This window comes from Mesorhizobium sp. M8A.F.Ca.ET.161.01.1.1 (assembly GCF_004792105.1).
Classification (GTDB): Bacteria; Pseudomonadota; Alphaproteobacteria; order Rhizobiales; family Rhizobiaceae; genus Mesorhizobium.
The window spans coordinates 19600-34718 of the sequence record NZ_SRTD01000013.1 but is presented as its reverse complement, the minus strand read 5'-3'; the positions used below and the strand labels follow the sequence as shown (position 1 = coordinate 34718).

Genomic DNA, 15119 nt, shown 5'->3' with positions numbered 1-15119 from the left:
GGATTTTACCGTTTTTGCTGCAGGTCCCATAGAGGCGCTTCAAGTTGGAAAGATAGGTAGTTCCCATGGTTGCGTTGGATCCGAGGAGCATCATCTGGTGTGCGGGGCGCACAAAGTCAGTCGCATCTGCATTACGGCTTGGTCTTTCGGCGGTCTCCACAAGTTACGCCCCGTTGGTGCGATGCCAATTATTTAACCAATGCTTGGACATTTATCTCAACCAGACAGCTCCAAGGTGAGGTCTTCCATGCGCCCGAATGTCGATTGGAAGTTGTGCTGGGAAAATGAGCTGCAACTGGCCGACCATGTCGAACTCTCCGACTTTTTTCGAAAGACCTATGGACGGACTGGCGCCTTCAACGCGGAGCCATTCGAAGGCGGCCGCAGTTGGGCCGGCGCGAGGCCGGAATTCCGCGCAATCGGCTACGACGCGCATGGGGTAGCGGCTCACATCGGCATGCTGCGGCGCTTCATCAAAGTTGGCGAGGTCGACTTGATCGTCGCTGAATTGGGCCTGTACGCGGTTCGTCCGGATCTTGAAGGGCTCGGAATCGGTTTTTCGATGCGCGTGGCGTACCCAGTGCTCCATCAGTTGGGTGTTCCATTCGCTTTCGGCACGGTTCGGCACGCGCTGCGAAACCATGTCGAAAGATTCTGCAGAGCCGGCCTCGCGAACATTGTGTCGGGCGTTCGCGTACGATCGACCCGTCCAGATGTGCATCCCGACCTGCCGCCCACGCGCCTGGAAGACGTACTCGTGTTGGTTTCGCCGATCGGACGCTCGATGGACGAGTGGCCGTCCGGTACCCTGATCGACCGGAACGGTCCGGAACTATGAAGCCTCTGGACTACATATGCGAAGGGCAGAGTGACAATGCCGATGGCACTGCAGAGCGCAGCGTCTATCTGACGTTTGACGATGGTCCCAATTCATTTTTCACACCGCAGATACTCAATGTGCTGGCGCAACATCAGGTGACGGCGACCTTCTTCGTTGTTGGGGCCTACGCGGCCGACGAGCCGGAACTCGTTCGCCGAATTATTACAGACGGGCACGGTATAGCCAACCACACGATGACTCATCCGGACCTGGCCAAATGCGGGTCCGTCGAAGTCGACTGCCAGATAGTTGAGGCAAACAGAGTCATAGGGATGGCTTGCCCGCAGGCCATGGTTCGGTACTTTCGTGCACCGTATGGCATCTGGACCGAAGAAGTAATCGCTGCATCAGCGGGTGCGGCATTGGCGCCCGTCCATTGGTCCATTGATCCACGCGACTGGTCTCGCCCCGGCGTTGACGCCATCGTCGACAGAGTGCTCGCCGATATCCGGCCGGGCGCAATCGTGCTGTTGCACGACGGGTGCGCTCCCGACGAATTGCAACCAGGCAATCAAGCCAGTCTGCGCGACCAGACGGTGACAGCGTTGTCACGCCTAATTCCAGAATTGCACGGCCGCGGATTTGTAATCCGATCACTTCCTCAACACCCCTGAACAAACAGAGATCCTATGGACCTTCTCACCACAGCCAGTACTGTTGCCGTTTCGTCTTATGCGGTGCTCTCGACTGTTTACAGAGGCATGCAAGCGGTCTACTCCCAACCGGAAAATGTTACGCCGCCGTCGGAAAGCTTGTTCGGATCCGACCGTTGGCCGAGCGTGGATGTCATTATCCCCTGCTACAATGAGGACCCGCGCACACTCGCGGCGTGTTTAGCTTCCATTGCAAATCAAGATTACGCCGGAACATTTCAGGTCTATCTGGTTGACGACGGTTCTGGAAATCGTAATGCCGTCATCCCGGTACATCACGCCTACGAGGGCGACCCGAGATTCAATTTCATTCTGCTCCGCGAGAATGTTGGCAAACGCAAGGCGCAGATCGCCGCCATCCGCCGCTCATCTGGAGATTTCGTGCTCAGCGTCGACTCTGACACGACACTTGCGTCCGACGTCATCACAAAGCTTGCAGTAAAAATGCGGGATTCCATGGTCGGAGCGGCCATGGGCCAGCTGACGGCATACAACCGCAGCGACACTTGGTTGACCCGATTGATCGATATGGAATACTGGCTGGCTTGCAATGAGGAGCGCGCGGCGCAAGGTCGCTTTGGTGCGGTCATGTGCTGCTGCGGCCCATGTGCAATGTACCGCCGGTCTTGTCTCCTTTCTCTGCTGGATCAATACGAGACGCAGCTGTTCAGGGGGAAACCAAGCGACTTCGGTGAAGACCGTCATCTTACGATCCTCATGCTGAAAGCAGGCTTTCGAACCGAGTACGTTCCAGGTGCCGTCGCGGCGACAGTCGTTCCGGACAAGATGGGACCTTATTTGCGCCAACAACTCCGCTGGGCACGAAGCACCTTCCGGGACACGATGCTTGCGCGAGGTCTACTGCGTGGCCTGGATCGCTATCTAACTTTGGATGTGATGGGAGAGAATCTCGGCCCATTGTTGCTCGGCATCGCGGTAGTAACGGCGCTCGGTGAGCTACTATTTTCACATACAGTAAATTGGTGGACGGTGCTGGCTATTGTCACGATGACCATAATCAGATCTACGGTGTTATCTTTCCGCACTCGGCAGCTTCGATTCATCGGCTATTCAATGCACGCGTTAATCAGGATATTCCTGTTGATCCCCTTGAAGGCTTACGCCCTGTGTACATTGAGCAATAGCGATTGGCTGTCGCGTAAAAGTGTTCCCCTGCCCAACAGGAGCACAAAGGAAATCACAAGCGCGATGCCGCTTGCCGGAGCAAATGCTGCGGGCAATTCTGGAATTGCGGAGTCACTTCATACTGCAGATCTTTCGCTCACAGCTGGTGAAGTCTGACGGCCTTGCAGCGCCGAGTGACCGAGTAAGTTGTGTCAGTCGACACGGGGTGAAGCTTTCGAGTTACCTATGGTCAGAACGGGAACTATCTGGAAGCGACACGTGGCATCTTGACGTTATTCTTTGGCGGAAGCGATACACGCGTCGCTCCGGCCGCGACTTTCCAAAGGTGCCATCTCAAGGCGGTGGCCTGCTCTGAACCAGAATTCGCAAGTAAGCTGCCGGTGGCCAATCGGACTCATTCCGCTTGAGATAGACGCATGTCCAATGTAGCAATCGACCTTACCGGCGTAACCAAATTATTCGGAAACAAGCTCGTTGTGGACGGGCTGTCCTTCACCGTTGCATCGGGAGAGTGCTTCGGTCTGCTGGGGCCGAACGGCGCAGGCAAGAGCACGATTGCGCGTATGCTCCTCGGTATGACCCGGCCTGACGCGGGTGATATAACAGTCCTCGGTCTACCAGTGCCGGCACGCAGCCGCTTGGCCCGCAAGGGCATAGGCGTGGTCCCGCAGTTCGACAATCTCGACCTGGAATTTACGGTACGCGAGAACCTGTTGGTGTTCGGGCGCTACTTCGGCATGAGTACAAGAGAGATCAACGCCGTCATCCCACGGCTCCTCGAGTTCGCTCGCCTTGAGAGCAAGGCGGATTCACGTGTCGGCCTGCTATCCGGCGGGATGAAGCGGCGCCTGACGCTGGCACGTGCTCTGATCAACGACCCCCAGTTGCTTGTGATGGATGAGCCCACGACCGGCCTCGACCCGCATGCCCGCCATCTGATCTGGGAGCGACTTCGTTTCCTGCTGGCGAGCGGAAAAACGATCATTTTGACCACCCATTTCATGGAAGAGGCTGAGCGGCTTTGTGATCGGCTGTGTGTTCTCGAGCGGGGACGCAAGATCGCCGAGGGCAGTCCTCATGCGCTGATCGACGAGTACATTGGGTGCAACGTGATCGAGATCTTCGGCGGCAATCCACAGGAGCTGATTTCGCTGATCAGACCGTACGTTCAGCGTGTCGAGGTAAGCGGCGAGACGCTCTTTTGCTATGCGCCTGAGCCGGAGGATGTGCGCATCCAGCTTCGCGGTCGAGCGGGTCTGCGTATTCTAGAGCGTCCACCCAGTCTGGAGGACGTTTTCTTGAGGTTAACCGGACGTGAGATGGAGAAGTGAGCAATGGGTGAACGTTTTGCGGCCGCTCTACCCGCCAACGCCTGGAACTGGATCGCGGTGTGGCGCCGCAATCATCTGGCATGGAAGAAGGTGGCATTTGCTTCAATGCTCGGCACCCTTGCTGATCCGATGATTTACCTTTTCGGGCTCGGCACTGGCCTTGGACTGTTGGTAGGCCGCATCGAAGGTGCATCCTACATCGCCTTTCTGGCAGCCGGCATGGTTGCGACGAGCGCGATGACAGCATCAACCTTCGAAACAATTTACGCGGTTTTCGGTCGAATGCGCGATCAGGGCACTTGGGAAGCAATCCTGCACACACAACTTACCCTCGGCGACATCGTTCTCGGTGAATTGACCTGGGCAGCCACAAAGGCCTTTCTGGCCGGTACGACAATTGCGATTGTTGCCGCCGCGCTAGGTTATGCCGCGTGGACGTCGGTTCTCTACGTGCTGCCGGTCATCGCTCTCACCGGGTTCGCCTTTGCGAGCCTGGCCATGCTCGTCATCGCGCTCGCGCCCAGTTATCACTATTTTATTTTCTATCAGACGCTTGTCATCACACCCATGCTGTTCCTTTCGGGCGCGGTTTTTCCAGTCGGCCAATTGCCAGGAGTGTTTCAGCAGATTGCGGCCTTCTCGCCGCTGGCGAATTCTATCGATCTAATCCGTCCGGTGATGCTCGGCCGCCTGGGCGACAATGTAGGGCTGCATATAGGCGCACTTTGCATGTTCGCTGTATTGCCTTTTTTTCTGTCGGCTGGACTGTTTCATCGACGACTAATGCGTTGACGCTTACCTACGCCCATCAACGAGAAGGAGGTCCGCAATGCCGGATTGCAAACTGCCCCCAGCGGCCCGGAGGCATGCGTGTGCCAGGAATCGCGAGTGGTACAACAACGCCGAAGCCGGGCGCCACCCAGCCGCTGCAGGCACGCGCCCATCTTCGCGACCACACCTCGGAGTACAGGCTGGGTGGTGAGGCGCGCGGACCCACCCGGAGCGTTCAAGCGATAGCAGCCAAGCTTCTTGTGCGCGTCCCCAGACCGTCGCGGCCATTATTTAGTTGGATACACATGCAATGACCCACAACGAACCAACTCCTGAGCCTTTTGTGATCCTTGCTATGCCAAGGACCGGAACACACTATTTAGAAGAATTGCTAAACGAGCATCCGACCGTTCTGAGTAACGGTGAGTTGCTAAACGAATATGATCCCAATTGGCCCAGCACGGATCGCCTGCTAGGCACGGATCGCGAGCTTCTTGAGCTTGCCTATGTGCGCTGCCCTATGCGCGACTACAAGAATGTGACGCATCTTGGCTGCAAGATCAATGAACCTCAGTTTCGCGAGCGTCCAGCATTCTTTGCGGAATTAGCTCGTTGGCCAGCACTCAAGGTCATCCTCGTTGTTCGCCGAAACGTATTGGAATCGCTCCGATCCTTTGTGCAGGCCAGGGAAAGCGGTCAGTGGCTGAAGTTCAGCTCGGACAACGATACCGCTCGGCCACCGAGCGTCAGGTTGTCAATCGCCGACTGTGAGGCTTATTTCAAAGCCGCCGACGATTTTCACGCTCGCGTTATGGACTCCTTCACGTCGACCAACCTGCTTGTAATGGAATACGAGAGCCTACTTCACGAACCTGCCCAATGCTTGGGAGCGGTTTGGGATTTCCTGGGCGTTCCAGCGCTTGAGCCATCAGATAACGCCATCTTGCAGCGCCAGGAAACGCGACCGCTTGATCAAACGGTGGAGAACTTTGACGAGTTGCGGATTCACTTCGCACGCGGACCTTATTCAAGATTTTTTGACCTCGGAGATTCAATGCGCTCCTACGCTTAATCGCTTGTACCGCGTGCTCTGATGGGCGTGTAGGATATCCTGCAGTTTGCGCGCATTCCGTTCCAAAACTGACAAACCAAAGTCACCAAGGCAACCGGCAGTCGATCTGCGGCGAACATCAAAGGGCACGGGCGCAAGGCGACCTGGTCAATTCCCTCTCTGATGAAGCACTTCCTCAGACGCGATCTTTGGCGAGCCTCGAGTGCAGAATTCCGGCAAGGTGGAGGGTTCCAGTGCGCAACTGCACCAATCTCGCTGGACGGGACAGGCGTCCAGTTGGCACGGCGCTTGCTCCGAGATGACAGCAGCGCTCGACCGGAGCGCAGCATGGGAGAAGGAGGAGCCCCCACCCCGATCCGGTCAGGGAGAGAGAAACGATGTTGGTTCCAAGAGTCCCCCGCGCGATCGCAGCGCCCCGCAAGCGCCATTTTGCCCGGACCTACGTGCAGGTACTTGCCGCCATGGTCCTTGGAGCCGCAATTGGCTACCTCTATCCGGAAACCGGCCAAAGCCTGAAGCCGCTCGGCGATGCCTTCATCAAAGTCATCAAGATGATTATCGCACCTGTCATCTTCCTGACAATTGCGACCGGCATTGCCGGCATGAGCGATCTGCAGAAGGTCGGCCGAGTTGCCGCCAAGGCGATGGTTTATTTCCTTACCTTCTCGACGCTTGCACTCGTTGTCGGGCTGATTGTCGCGAATATCGTTCAGCCTGGCGCCGGCCTCAACATCGATCCGGCCTCGCTCGATGTCGAAGCCGTTAAGGGCTATGTGGCCACGGCTCACGAGCAGTCCGTGACCAGCTTCCTGATGAACATCATCCCGTCAACGATTGCCAGTGCCTTCGCGGAAGGCGACATCCTGCAAGTCTTGTTCTTCTCGGTCTTGTTCGGCATTGCTCTGGCGATGACCGGAGAGACGAGCAGGCCGGTCGTTACCTTTCTCCAGGCGCTCACCGCCCCCATTTTTAAGCTCGTCGGCATTCTGATGAAGGCTGCACCCATCGGCGCCTTCGGCGCTATGGCCTTTACGATCGGCAAATACGGAATCGGTTCGGTGGCCAACCTCGCGATACTGGTCGCGACGTTCTATCTGACCGCCTTCCTCTTCGTGTTCGGGGTTCTCGGCGTGGTCTGCCGCTGCAACGGCTTCTCGATCTTTTCTCTTGTCCGCTACATCAAGGACGAGCTGCTGCTTGTCCTGGCAACGTCCTCCTCGGAGGCCGCGCTGCCCTCGCTCATGGAGAAGATGGAGAAGGCCGGCGCCGCGCGTTCGGTCGTAAGTCTCGTCATCCCTACTGGATACTCATTCAATCTGGACGGCACCAATATCTACATGACGATCGCCGCCCTCTTCATCGCGCAGGCGACGAACACAGATTTGTCAATTGCCGATCAGATCCTCCTGCTGCTAATTGCGATGCTTTCCTCGAAGGGTGCGGCAGGCGTCACCGGCGCCGGCTTCATCACATTGGCCGCTACTCTGTCTGTCGTGCCGAGTGTTCCCGTTGCCGGAATGGCTCTAATTCTTGGCGTGGACCGCTTCATGTCGGAATGCCGCGCGCTGACGAATTTAGTCGGTAATGCGGTGGCATCGCTCGTTGTCGCTCGCTGGGAAGGCGAATTGGACCAGTCCCGGATGGAAGCCGCTTTCCGCGGTTAGGGTTACATCAAACGGGCTCCCCGCAAGCAAGCAATAGCGCGACGTGTAAGTCACGGCCTTCACAGCAGTCGAATTGCCGGCCTCCAAAGAGCGCTGGAAATAGTGTACTAACGCGGAGAGTAATACAACACCATGAAGCCCCTAAGCAAACGAACGGTTCACGGAAACTCATCTGGGTCCGCATGGAGCGCTGTTCGTCGAATGCGTTATCAACCGTGGGGTGTGGTAACTATTTCAGCTTGCCGCCCCAAGCCGTCGCGGGATCGCACCGGATGACGGAGGACCGGCCGATCAGAATCGCTAGGGGAAAGCGCGTCACAATTGCCGATCTCGCCCGCGAAGCCGGAGTCAGCGTAGCAACAGTCGATCGGGTTCTGAACGTCCGCCTTCCGGTGCGAGAGGAGACCGCCCAGCGGGTCCATGCGGCCGCGCACGCGATCGGCTATCATGCTGCCGGTCTCATCAAACAGCGCTTGCAGCAGCACCTGCCGCACTACAAGCTGGGCTTCATCTTGAGAAAACCTGCCCACGATTTTTACCAAGATTTCGCTCGCAATATTGAAGAGTCGGTCAGTATGGCTAAATCCTTCCACGGCCTTCCGATCATCGAGTTCGCGCAGTCACATTTGCCGCGTGACCTGCTCCCGCTTCTTAAGGACCTTGGAAGCCGCTGCCAGGCGATCGCCATGGTGGCGGCCGATCACCCGAAAATCACAGCATCAGTCGAGGAGCTCAAGGCGAAAGGTATCCCGGTATTTTCGCTGTTATCCGACTTCGCCGATGGCGTGCGCGAGGGCTACATCGGCCTCAACAACAGCAAGGTCGGACGGACTGCCGCTTGGGTGTTTTCCAAGGCCGCAAAACGGCCCGGCAAGGTGGCGGTGTTTGTCGGAAGCCATCGCTTCCAGGCGCATGCGACGCGGGAAACGGCCTTTCGTGCCTATTTTCGTGAGAACGCGCCCAAATTCGAGGTGCTTGATCCGCTCGTGAACCTTGATGAACGGCAGCTCACTTACGAAAAATTGCTGGATCTTATGCAGCGGGAACCAGAGCTCGTCGGCTTCTATATGGCCGGCGGGGGTATAGAGGGAGCAATTTCCGCGCTCCGAGAAGAGGGGAGCGGTCAGGATCTCGTCGCGATCGTGAGTGAAATGACGCCGCAGTCACGTGGGGCGCTTGCGGATGACATCTTGACGATGGCGGTCGGCACGCCAATGCGCCGACTTTGCCAGGAGCTGATAATGGCAATGGAGCGGGCCATCAAAGCCGGCGTCGCGGAGAGCCCGGGGCAGACATTTCTGCCGTTCGACATTTATCTTCCGGAAAATATTTGACCTTGATGGATTTCTATCATGAGCGCCCATTTTCCTTTCACCGATGAAAGGAAAGCTCGATTGACTCGGCCGTCTCTGTCCGATCTGTGAACCGGCGTGGTTCCGTCTTGAAAGAAGCCGGATGCCGAAATGGCAGCCGCGCTTCATGGAAGGAAAGTCAAGCAATGCGCCAGGTATCGCCCCGCTTTGCACTCGATCACATGGCGGCGCCCCGCCTTGACGTCAGTGCGCTTTTCGCGCTTGCCCGTGACCAAGGCCTGACCGACGTCCAAATCCGTTACCCTCATTTCAGCAATCCTGTCGCACGCGGCATTCCGGCTGCGGACGTTCGGTTTGCCGCTACCGAAGCGGGCGTCACGATCATCTCTGTCAACGCCTTGCAGCGGTTCAACGACTGGACTCCAACGCGTCAGGCCGAGGCAAGCAACCTCGCCGATTATGCGACGGCGTGCGGGGCAGAGACGCTCGTGTTGGTGCCGGCCAACCGCAGCTCGTGGCCCACCAATAGCGAGCGCCAGGACAATCTTCGTTTCGCTCTAAACGAGATCAAGCCAATCCTCCAGTCGCGGGGTCTGATCGGTCTCATCGAGCCGCTGGGTTTCCGAACCTGCTCGCTTCGATCAAAGAAGGAAGCGGCCGAGGCCGTTGCCGCGGTTGATGGCCAGTCCGTCTTTCGCCTCGTGCACGACACGTTCCACCACACCCTGGCCGGGGAGACATGCCTGTTCTGCGAGCTTACCGGCCTGGTGCACATTTCAAGCGTAAACGACCCGACCTTCTGGATTTACCCCGATCGCTTTCTTGCAGGTTCCGACAATGGCAGCCAGATTCAGGCGCTGCTGGATGGCGGCTATGCGGGACCTTTCTCGTTCGAGCTGATCGAGGAAGTCCATTCTCTGGACGATCTCGCAGGCGCACTTGCCGCCAGCATCGACTTTATCCGGCGAGGGCTATTGTCGTCAAAGTAGATGGTGACAGGTGTAGTGACTATAGGTGCGCCTGAATTTTCCGAGGGTTCACAGCGGGGCAGCCATCCGAGATGCCTCCTGTATCATTATCTCCCGCATCCAGATGCTTGCCGGATCGCTATTGTGGAGGGCCGGCCATTGGAGGGTCTCGGTGAATGTGGGAAATGGCAGCGGAAGTTCGATAACCCGCAGGGGGAACGTTTTTTCGAAATGCCTGACCAGCCGTAAGGGCATGGTCGCTATACGAGCTGTGCCGGACACCATAGGTGGAATCATGCTGAAGCCCTGCACGGCGACCTCGACACGTCTCTTAAGGCCATGCTCAAGCAAAAACCATTCCTCGATAGACGGCTTCATCGTACGCCCGAACCTGACCGCGACGTGCCTCATCGACATGTATCTCTCGAATGTAAGCTGCTGTGGCAGCTGCTTGTTTGTGGGACAGCCTACGCACACGAGCTTCTCGTCAAACAGCGCAATGCTTGAATGCACACTCGACGTGAACATATCCGGTAGAATTAGAAAATCGACGTCACCGCGCCGGAGAAGCTCATCGGGGCTATCGTCGACAGGCAGCAGTTCGAAGCTGACGGCGGGGGCTTCCCGTGAAATACGCTCCACAAGCTTTTCGAAAAACACGAGCGTGACGAAATCGGAAAGAATGATCCTGAAGAGGCGATCGGCTCGAGCTGGGTCAAACGGATCCGAAGAAATAATCGAGCACTGGATGTGCTGGAGAGCGTCGCGAACTGCGGGGGCAAATGCTGCCGCACGCGGGGTTAGAAATCGTTCGCGACCTCTTATCGTAAACAGTTCATCGCGGAAATAATCGCGCAGTCGGGCGACGGCCGCACTCATGGCGGGCTGACTCAGGTTGATCCTGCGTGCCGCCGCCGAGAGATTACGCTCCGTCAGGAGTGCGTCGAGCACAACGAGGAGATTTAGATCAAGTCCTTTGAAACGCATGTCATCAGCCATCCATGGGATGGATGCCTTTAACCGAAACAAACGACTTTAACAATTTAGCATTCTTGCAATCTTTTGTCGCAAAAAGTTTATGATGGATGACGTTAAGGTCCGACATATGAGCCGCGTGATCTGCCGAAGCGAGCAATCGTTCGTACTGTGCAGGTCAGAGATTGGCAGTTTGAAACGCCGGGCCGATGGCGCCGGGCTATCAACCAGCGTCTTCGGCGGCCCCGACCTAGCTGGGCGTGGAATCTAATAGGGTGCACCTTTCCAGTCCGAGGCGACTGATGGGCGGTTTGATCCTAAGCTGCCGTGAGGCCTGTGCCAATTGTATCGGCGAGCCAATGCAGCAGTCCGGCAGCGTTTTTGAGAGCTGTTGTAGGCTCGGCCTAAGCCCATTGGCGCAAGCCTATCTGAACGAAGCGCTTGGCCTTGCCGCTATCCGGTATGTGATCTGTGGTGTCTTCTCGTCCTGCTGTTCTTGTTTTGGAACGCCCTTATGGTGAGCCCATCCGGGACGTGGGGCACCGGGAGCACAAAGGTGCAGGCAGGCCGTCAATAGACCGTGGGCTGAGAGCCCGAGCTCGTTACATGGCCGCCCCTGGCGACTTTCCCGGATGCGCTGCGAGCGCGGATCAGTAGATGTCGTGTTGCCCGCCAGCTCCCGTCTTTGACCGAGCCAAGAAGGAGGAACGGGCATGCTTATCATCGGACTGGATATTCACCGCGCCTTCGCCGAAGCAGTGGCATGGGAGGAGGGCAGGCTCAGGCGACTCGGCCGCGTCGACATGCGGCGCGATCTGCTGGCGGCGTTCGCCGCGAAGCTGTCGCCGAACGATGTCGGGGTGATCGAGGCCACCGGCAGCGCGACGTCCGCTGCAGCTGTGATTGCGCCGCATGTGAAGAAGGTGGGGATCGCCAAGCCGAAACAGGTGTTTATCGTTGCCTATGCCAAGATCAAAACGACGATCGACGCCGACGTTCTTGCGCAGCTCTATGCCAGCGGCTTCTTGCCAGAAGTCTGGATTGCGGACGAGCCGACGCAGGCTCTGCGTCGACAGGTGACACGGCGCAATCAGATTGTCCGACAGAGATCTCGATTGAAGAGCGTCATCCAGTCGATCCTTCATAGCCACCTGATCCGTCCTGCCCGCATGCCGACCTGTGCGGCGCCAAGGGTCGGACCTGGTAATCGAGCAGGTCGTACCGCAGGACGAGCGCCTCGCGATCGATGGGCATCTGCGCGAGTTCGACCGATTGGGCGAAGACCTCCAGGTCATCGAACGCGATCTTGTCCGCTCGGCTCTCGAGGATGAAGGCGTGAAGCGGCTGATGACCATTCCCGGCGTCGACATCACCGTCGCGCTGGCGATGAAGGGCGGCGATCGGCGACGTGTCGCGCTTCGACGATCCGCAGAAGCTCGTGACCTATCTCGGGTTGAACCCAAGCGTCCAGCAGTCCGGCCAGGTCCGGCCTACCATGGGCGGATCACCAAGCAGGGCCGTGGTCATGCGCGCGGCATGCTCGTCGAGGCGGCCTGGGCGGCCGCTCGTGCTCCCGGACCGTTGCGAGCCTTCTCCCTGCGGCGTGCGAGCCCGGCGCGGACAGCATGTCGCGGCCGTGGCAACCGCACGCAAACTCTCTGTCGTGATCTGTCATCTGTTGAGAAGGGCGAGAGTTACGCGTAGGCTCGACCCTCCCTGCATGCCAAGAAGCTTGCGCGATGTGGAACTCAAGGCCGGGAGCAAGGCTGTGCGCGGCCAAAAGGGAGCGCACGCCTACAACATAAAGAGCCACCGGGAAGAAGAGCGCCGCTGGGTGGAGCAGGCCGAGGGCGCCTATGCACGCCTCGTCGCCGGTTGGAACCCACGAGGTCCGAAGAGGGTAGGCACGGATGCCGCAAACCGGGCGCCCAGCTTGGCATAAGGGCTACGTGGCCTCAGGAAGCGTCGTCGCCAATGCAGACCATGGACGAATTCCCAGCCGATGCCGAGATGCCGGTCGACCGTGCCTGTCGCCGTCCGGTGATGCGATGCCCCCGAGCGGATGAGTTCGCCCCGGATGCTCCCGGTCACGACGCACGGGTTCGGGTTCCAAGGCGCTCAGTTTTGTTCGCGCCCAATCGGTGTAGGACGCGGCAGAAAATACGAGCGTGACGAAATCGGGAAGAATGATCCTGAAGCGGCGATTCGGTAGAGCCGGGTCAAACTATCCGACGAAATAAACGAGCACTGGATGGGCGGGAGAGCGTCGCGAACTGGAGGGCAAGAGCTCCCGGACGCAGCGTTAAGTTTGAATACCTCCGCGGACATGGTCGCGAGCTTATCGCGCAAATAATCGAGCAGCCGAGCGCCGGCCGCACTCATGACCGGCTGGGCTCGGTTAATCCTGCATGCCGCGCCCATGAGGTTGCGCTCTGTCGGGAGTGCGTCGAGCACAACGACGAGATGTAGTTCACGATCTTTGAAACGCGTGGTCAACTATCCAAAGTGTGGATGCCTTTCATCGAAACAAACGATTTCATCAATGTTCTGGAATCCTGCATGGGCAGAAGCACCTGACGCACACCGATGCCCCCACTGCCTCATGGCGTGGCGAGCGTCTTAAGAAACCGCCCGAAAGGAGATTTTTCATGCGCTCTACCGGGCAGTGGAGTGCTGGGAAAGGGAGTTGCAACTGACCGGGTCCGACTTCTTCCGAGCCTATGGACAGACTGGGAGACGCGCACGGTGTAGCGGCTCACATCGTCATACTGCACCTACGCCACACACCGGCCGGACCTGATCCGGCTTTATGAGCATTGGGCTTTGTCAGTTGCCCAAGCGTGATGGCTTTCGCGACGCGGCGCGCCTCAGGAACTGAGCCGCGTCCAGGTCGAAACGCGGGAAAGAAAGACAGGAAACAGAATGGCCGATCAATTCGCAACGGACGTCATTGCCCTGATCAAGAAACGCGCCGAGTCGGAGAGCGGTGAGGGAATGCCTACGTCATTCGTCGGCGAGATAACAATCGCCACGGAACTGGACGCGCTCGGGTTTGATTCGCTGGGTTTGGCGGACGTCCTCTGGGATGTGGAGCAGGCCTACGGCATCAAGATCGACATGAACACGGCCGATGCCTGGTCCAATCTCAAGAATGTCGGCGACGTCGTGGAAGCCGTCCGCGGCTTGCTTGCGAAGGAGGCTTGAATGGACAGGCGCGTCGTTATCACCGGAGTGGGCGGCCTGTGCGGACTGGGCACCGACGCCGCCTCTATGTGGAAAGAGATGCGCGAAGGCCGCTCCGCCATCGGCCCGATCGCCAATTCCGAGCTTCATGACCTGGAGGGCATGACCGGCGCTGAGATCAAGGCGCTGCCCCAGCACGACATCAATCGCAAGCAGTTCGTCTCCATGGCCCGCTTCAGCTTGCTCGCCGTGCTTGCAGCGCGCGAAGCCATGCGGCAGGCCGGACTTTCCTGCGACGAGGGGAATGCCCATCGCTTCGGCGCGACAGTGGGCGTCGGCGGCTTGGGCTGGGATGTGATGGAGGAAACTTACCGGGCCCTCCTTTTGGACGGCGCGAGGCGAGTTGGCATCCTCGCTGTACCCAAAACGATGCCAAGCGCCGCCGCCGGCCAGGTGAGCTTGAGCCTCGGCTTGCGCGGGCCGGTCTTCGGGGTGACCTCCGCATGTGCCTCGGCCAACCATGCGATCGCCTCGGCGGTGGACCAGATCAAGCTGGGCCGGGCCGACGTAATGGTTTCCGGAGGCAGCGACGCACCCTTCGCATGGGGCGTGCTGAAAGCATGGGAAGCAATGCGCGTGCTTTCACCCGATACCTGCCGGCCCTTCTCCGCCGATAGGAAGGGCCTGGTGCTGGGCGAGGGTGCGGGCATGGCCGTGCTGGAAAGCTACGAGCATGCCACGAGGCGTGGTGCCACAATTCTTGCCGAGATCGCCGGCGTCGGCCTTTCCGCCGATGCCTTCCACATTGCCGCGCCATCTGTCGAGGGGCCAGCGTCGGCGATGCGCGCCTGCCTTGCCGATGCCGGGCTGAATGCCGAGGACGTCGACTACCTCAACGCGCACGGCACCGGTACCAAAAGCAATGATCAGACTGAAACGGCGGCGATCAAGCGTGTGTTTGGAAACCACGCTTATTCGATGTCCATCTCTTCCACCAAGTCCACGCACGCGCATTGCCTCGGCGCAGCGAGCGCGCTTGAAATGATCGCCTGCGTGATGGCAATCCAAGAGGACGTCGTGCCGCCGACCGCCAACTATCGCGAGCCAGATCCCGCTTGCGACCTCGACATCACACCCAATGTGCCGCGCGAGCGCAAGGTGCG

General features: G+C 58.5%; 13 protein-coding genes and 1 pseudogene. 13 read left to right on the top strand and 1 reads right to left on the bottom strand.

The features are described from left to right. Positions 1-247: 247 nt before the first annotated feature. From EN804_RS25850 to EN804_RS25810, 9 genes are all read left to right on the top strand, one after another. Entirely contained in the window at positions 248-838 is a 591-nt protein-coding gene (locus EN804_RS25850) for a NodA family N-acyltransferase (RefSeq protein WP_024505875.1), read from the top strand. Next, positions 835-1494, top strand: coding sequence for a chitooligosaccharide deacetylase NodB (nodB, locus tag EN804_RS25845; RefSeq protein WP_126057632.1), 660 nt, complete (start codon positions 835-837; stop codon positions 1492-1494). Before EN804_RS25850 ends, nodB begins: the two co-directional genes overlap by 4 nt. Before the next feature lie 15 nt (positions 1495-1509). Then, entirely contained in the window at positions 1510-2835 is a 1326-nt protein-coding gene (gene nodC, locus EN804_RS25840) for a chitooligosaccharide synthase NodC (RefSeq protein ID WP_032899868.1), read from the top strand. Positions 2836-3095: 260 nt separating this feature from the next. Continuing rightward, on the top strand, positions 3096-4010 hold the full coding sequence (nodI, locus tag EN804_RS25835; protein ID WP_024505873.1) for a nodulation factor ABC transporter ATP-binding protein NodI: 915 nt from the start codon (positions 3096-3098) through the stop codon (positions 4008-4010). A gap of 3 nt (positions 4011-4013) precedes the next feature. After that, positions 4014-4802, top strand: a complete 789-nt coding sequence (locus EN804_RS25830) for an ABC transporter permease (RefSeq protein WP_029356621.1) — start codon at positions 4014-4016, stop codon at positions 4800-4802. Positions 4803-5091: 289 nt separating this feature from the next. After that, a complete protein-coding gene (locus EN804_RS25825; RefSeq protein WP_024505871.1) occupies positions 5092-5853 on the top strand; it encodes a sulfotransferase in 762 nt (253 codons plus the stop codon). Positions 5854-6230: 377 nt separating this feature from the next. Further along, positions 6231-7517 (top strand): dicarboxylate/amino acid:cation symporter, encoded by a 1287-nt coding sequence (locus EN804_RS25820; protein WP_126063813.1) that lies wholly within the window; start codon positions 6231-6233, stop codon positions 7515-7517. A 272-nt stretch (positions 7518-7789) separates the two neighbouring features. Further along, the gene (locus EN804_RS25815; RefSeq protein WP_024505889.1) at positions 7790-8851 is read left to right on the top strand and encodes a LacI family DNA-binding transcriptional regulator; all 1062 of its coding nucleotides are present in this window, start codon (positions 7790-7792) and stop codon (positions 8849-8851) included. A 164-nt stretch (positions 8852-9015) separates the two neighbouring features. Beyond that, positions 9016-9819: a TIM barrel protein gene (locus tag EN804_RS25810; protein WP_024505888.1), complete on the top strand. Its 804-nt coding sequence runs from the start codon at positions 9016-9018 to the stop codon at positions 9817-9819. Positions 9820-9867: 48 nt separating this feature from the next. Here EN804_RS25810 and EN804_RS25805 read toward each other — a convergent pair whose 3' ends face one another. Then, positions 9868-10785, bottom strand: a complete 918-nt coding sequence (locus EN804_RS25805) for a LysR family transcriptional regulator (protein ID WP_024505887.1) — start codon at positions 10783-10785, stop codon at positions 9868-9870. A 701-nt stretch (positions 10786-11486) separates the two neighbouring features. Between EN804_RS25805 and EN804_RS38850 the strand changes: the two are divergent. The 4 genes and pseudogenes from EN804_RS38850 to EN804_RS25790 form a co-directional block, all read left to right on the top strand. Beyond that, a pseudogene (locus EN804_RS38850) lies at positions 11487-11861 on the top strand (IS110 family transposase); the annotation flags it as partial. A gap of 91 nt (positions 11862-11952) precedes the next feature. Next, positions 11953-12477: a transposase gene (locus EN804_RS38845; RefSeq protein WP_245265439.1), complete on the top strand. Its 525-nt coding sequence runs from the start codon at positions 11953-11955 to the stop codon at positions 12475-12477. 1218 nt (positions 12478-13695) lie between these two features. Then, the gene (locus EN804_RS25795; RefSeq protein WP_126057635.1) at positions 13696-13977 is read left to right on the top strand and encodes an acyl carrier protein; all 282 of its coding nucleotides are present in this window, start codon (positions 13696-13698) and stop codon (positions 13975-13977) included. Beyond that, a partial coding sequence (locus EN804_RS25790) for a beta-ketoacyl-[acyl-carrier-protein] synthase family protein (protein ID WP_135921692.1) occupies positions 13978-15119 on the top strand: 1142 nt, incomplete at its 3' end.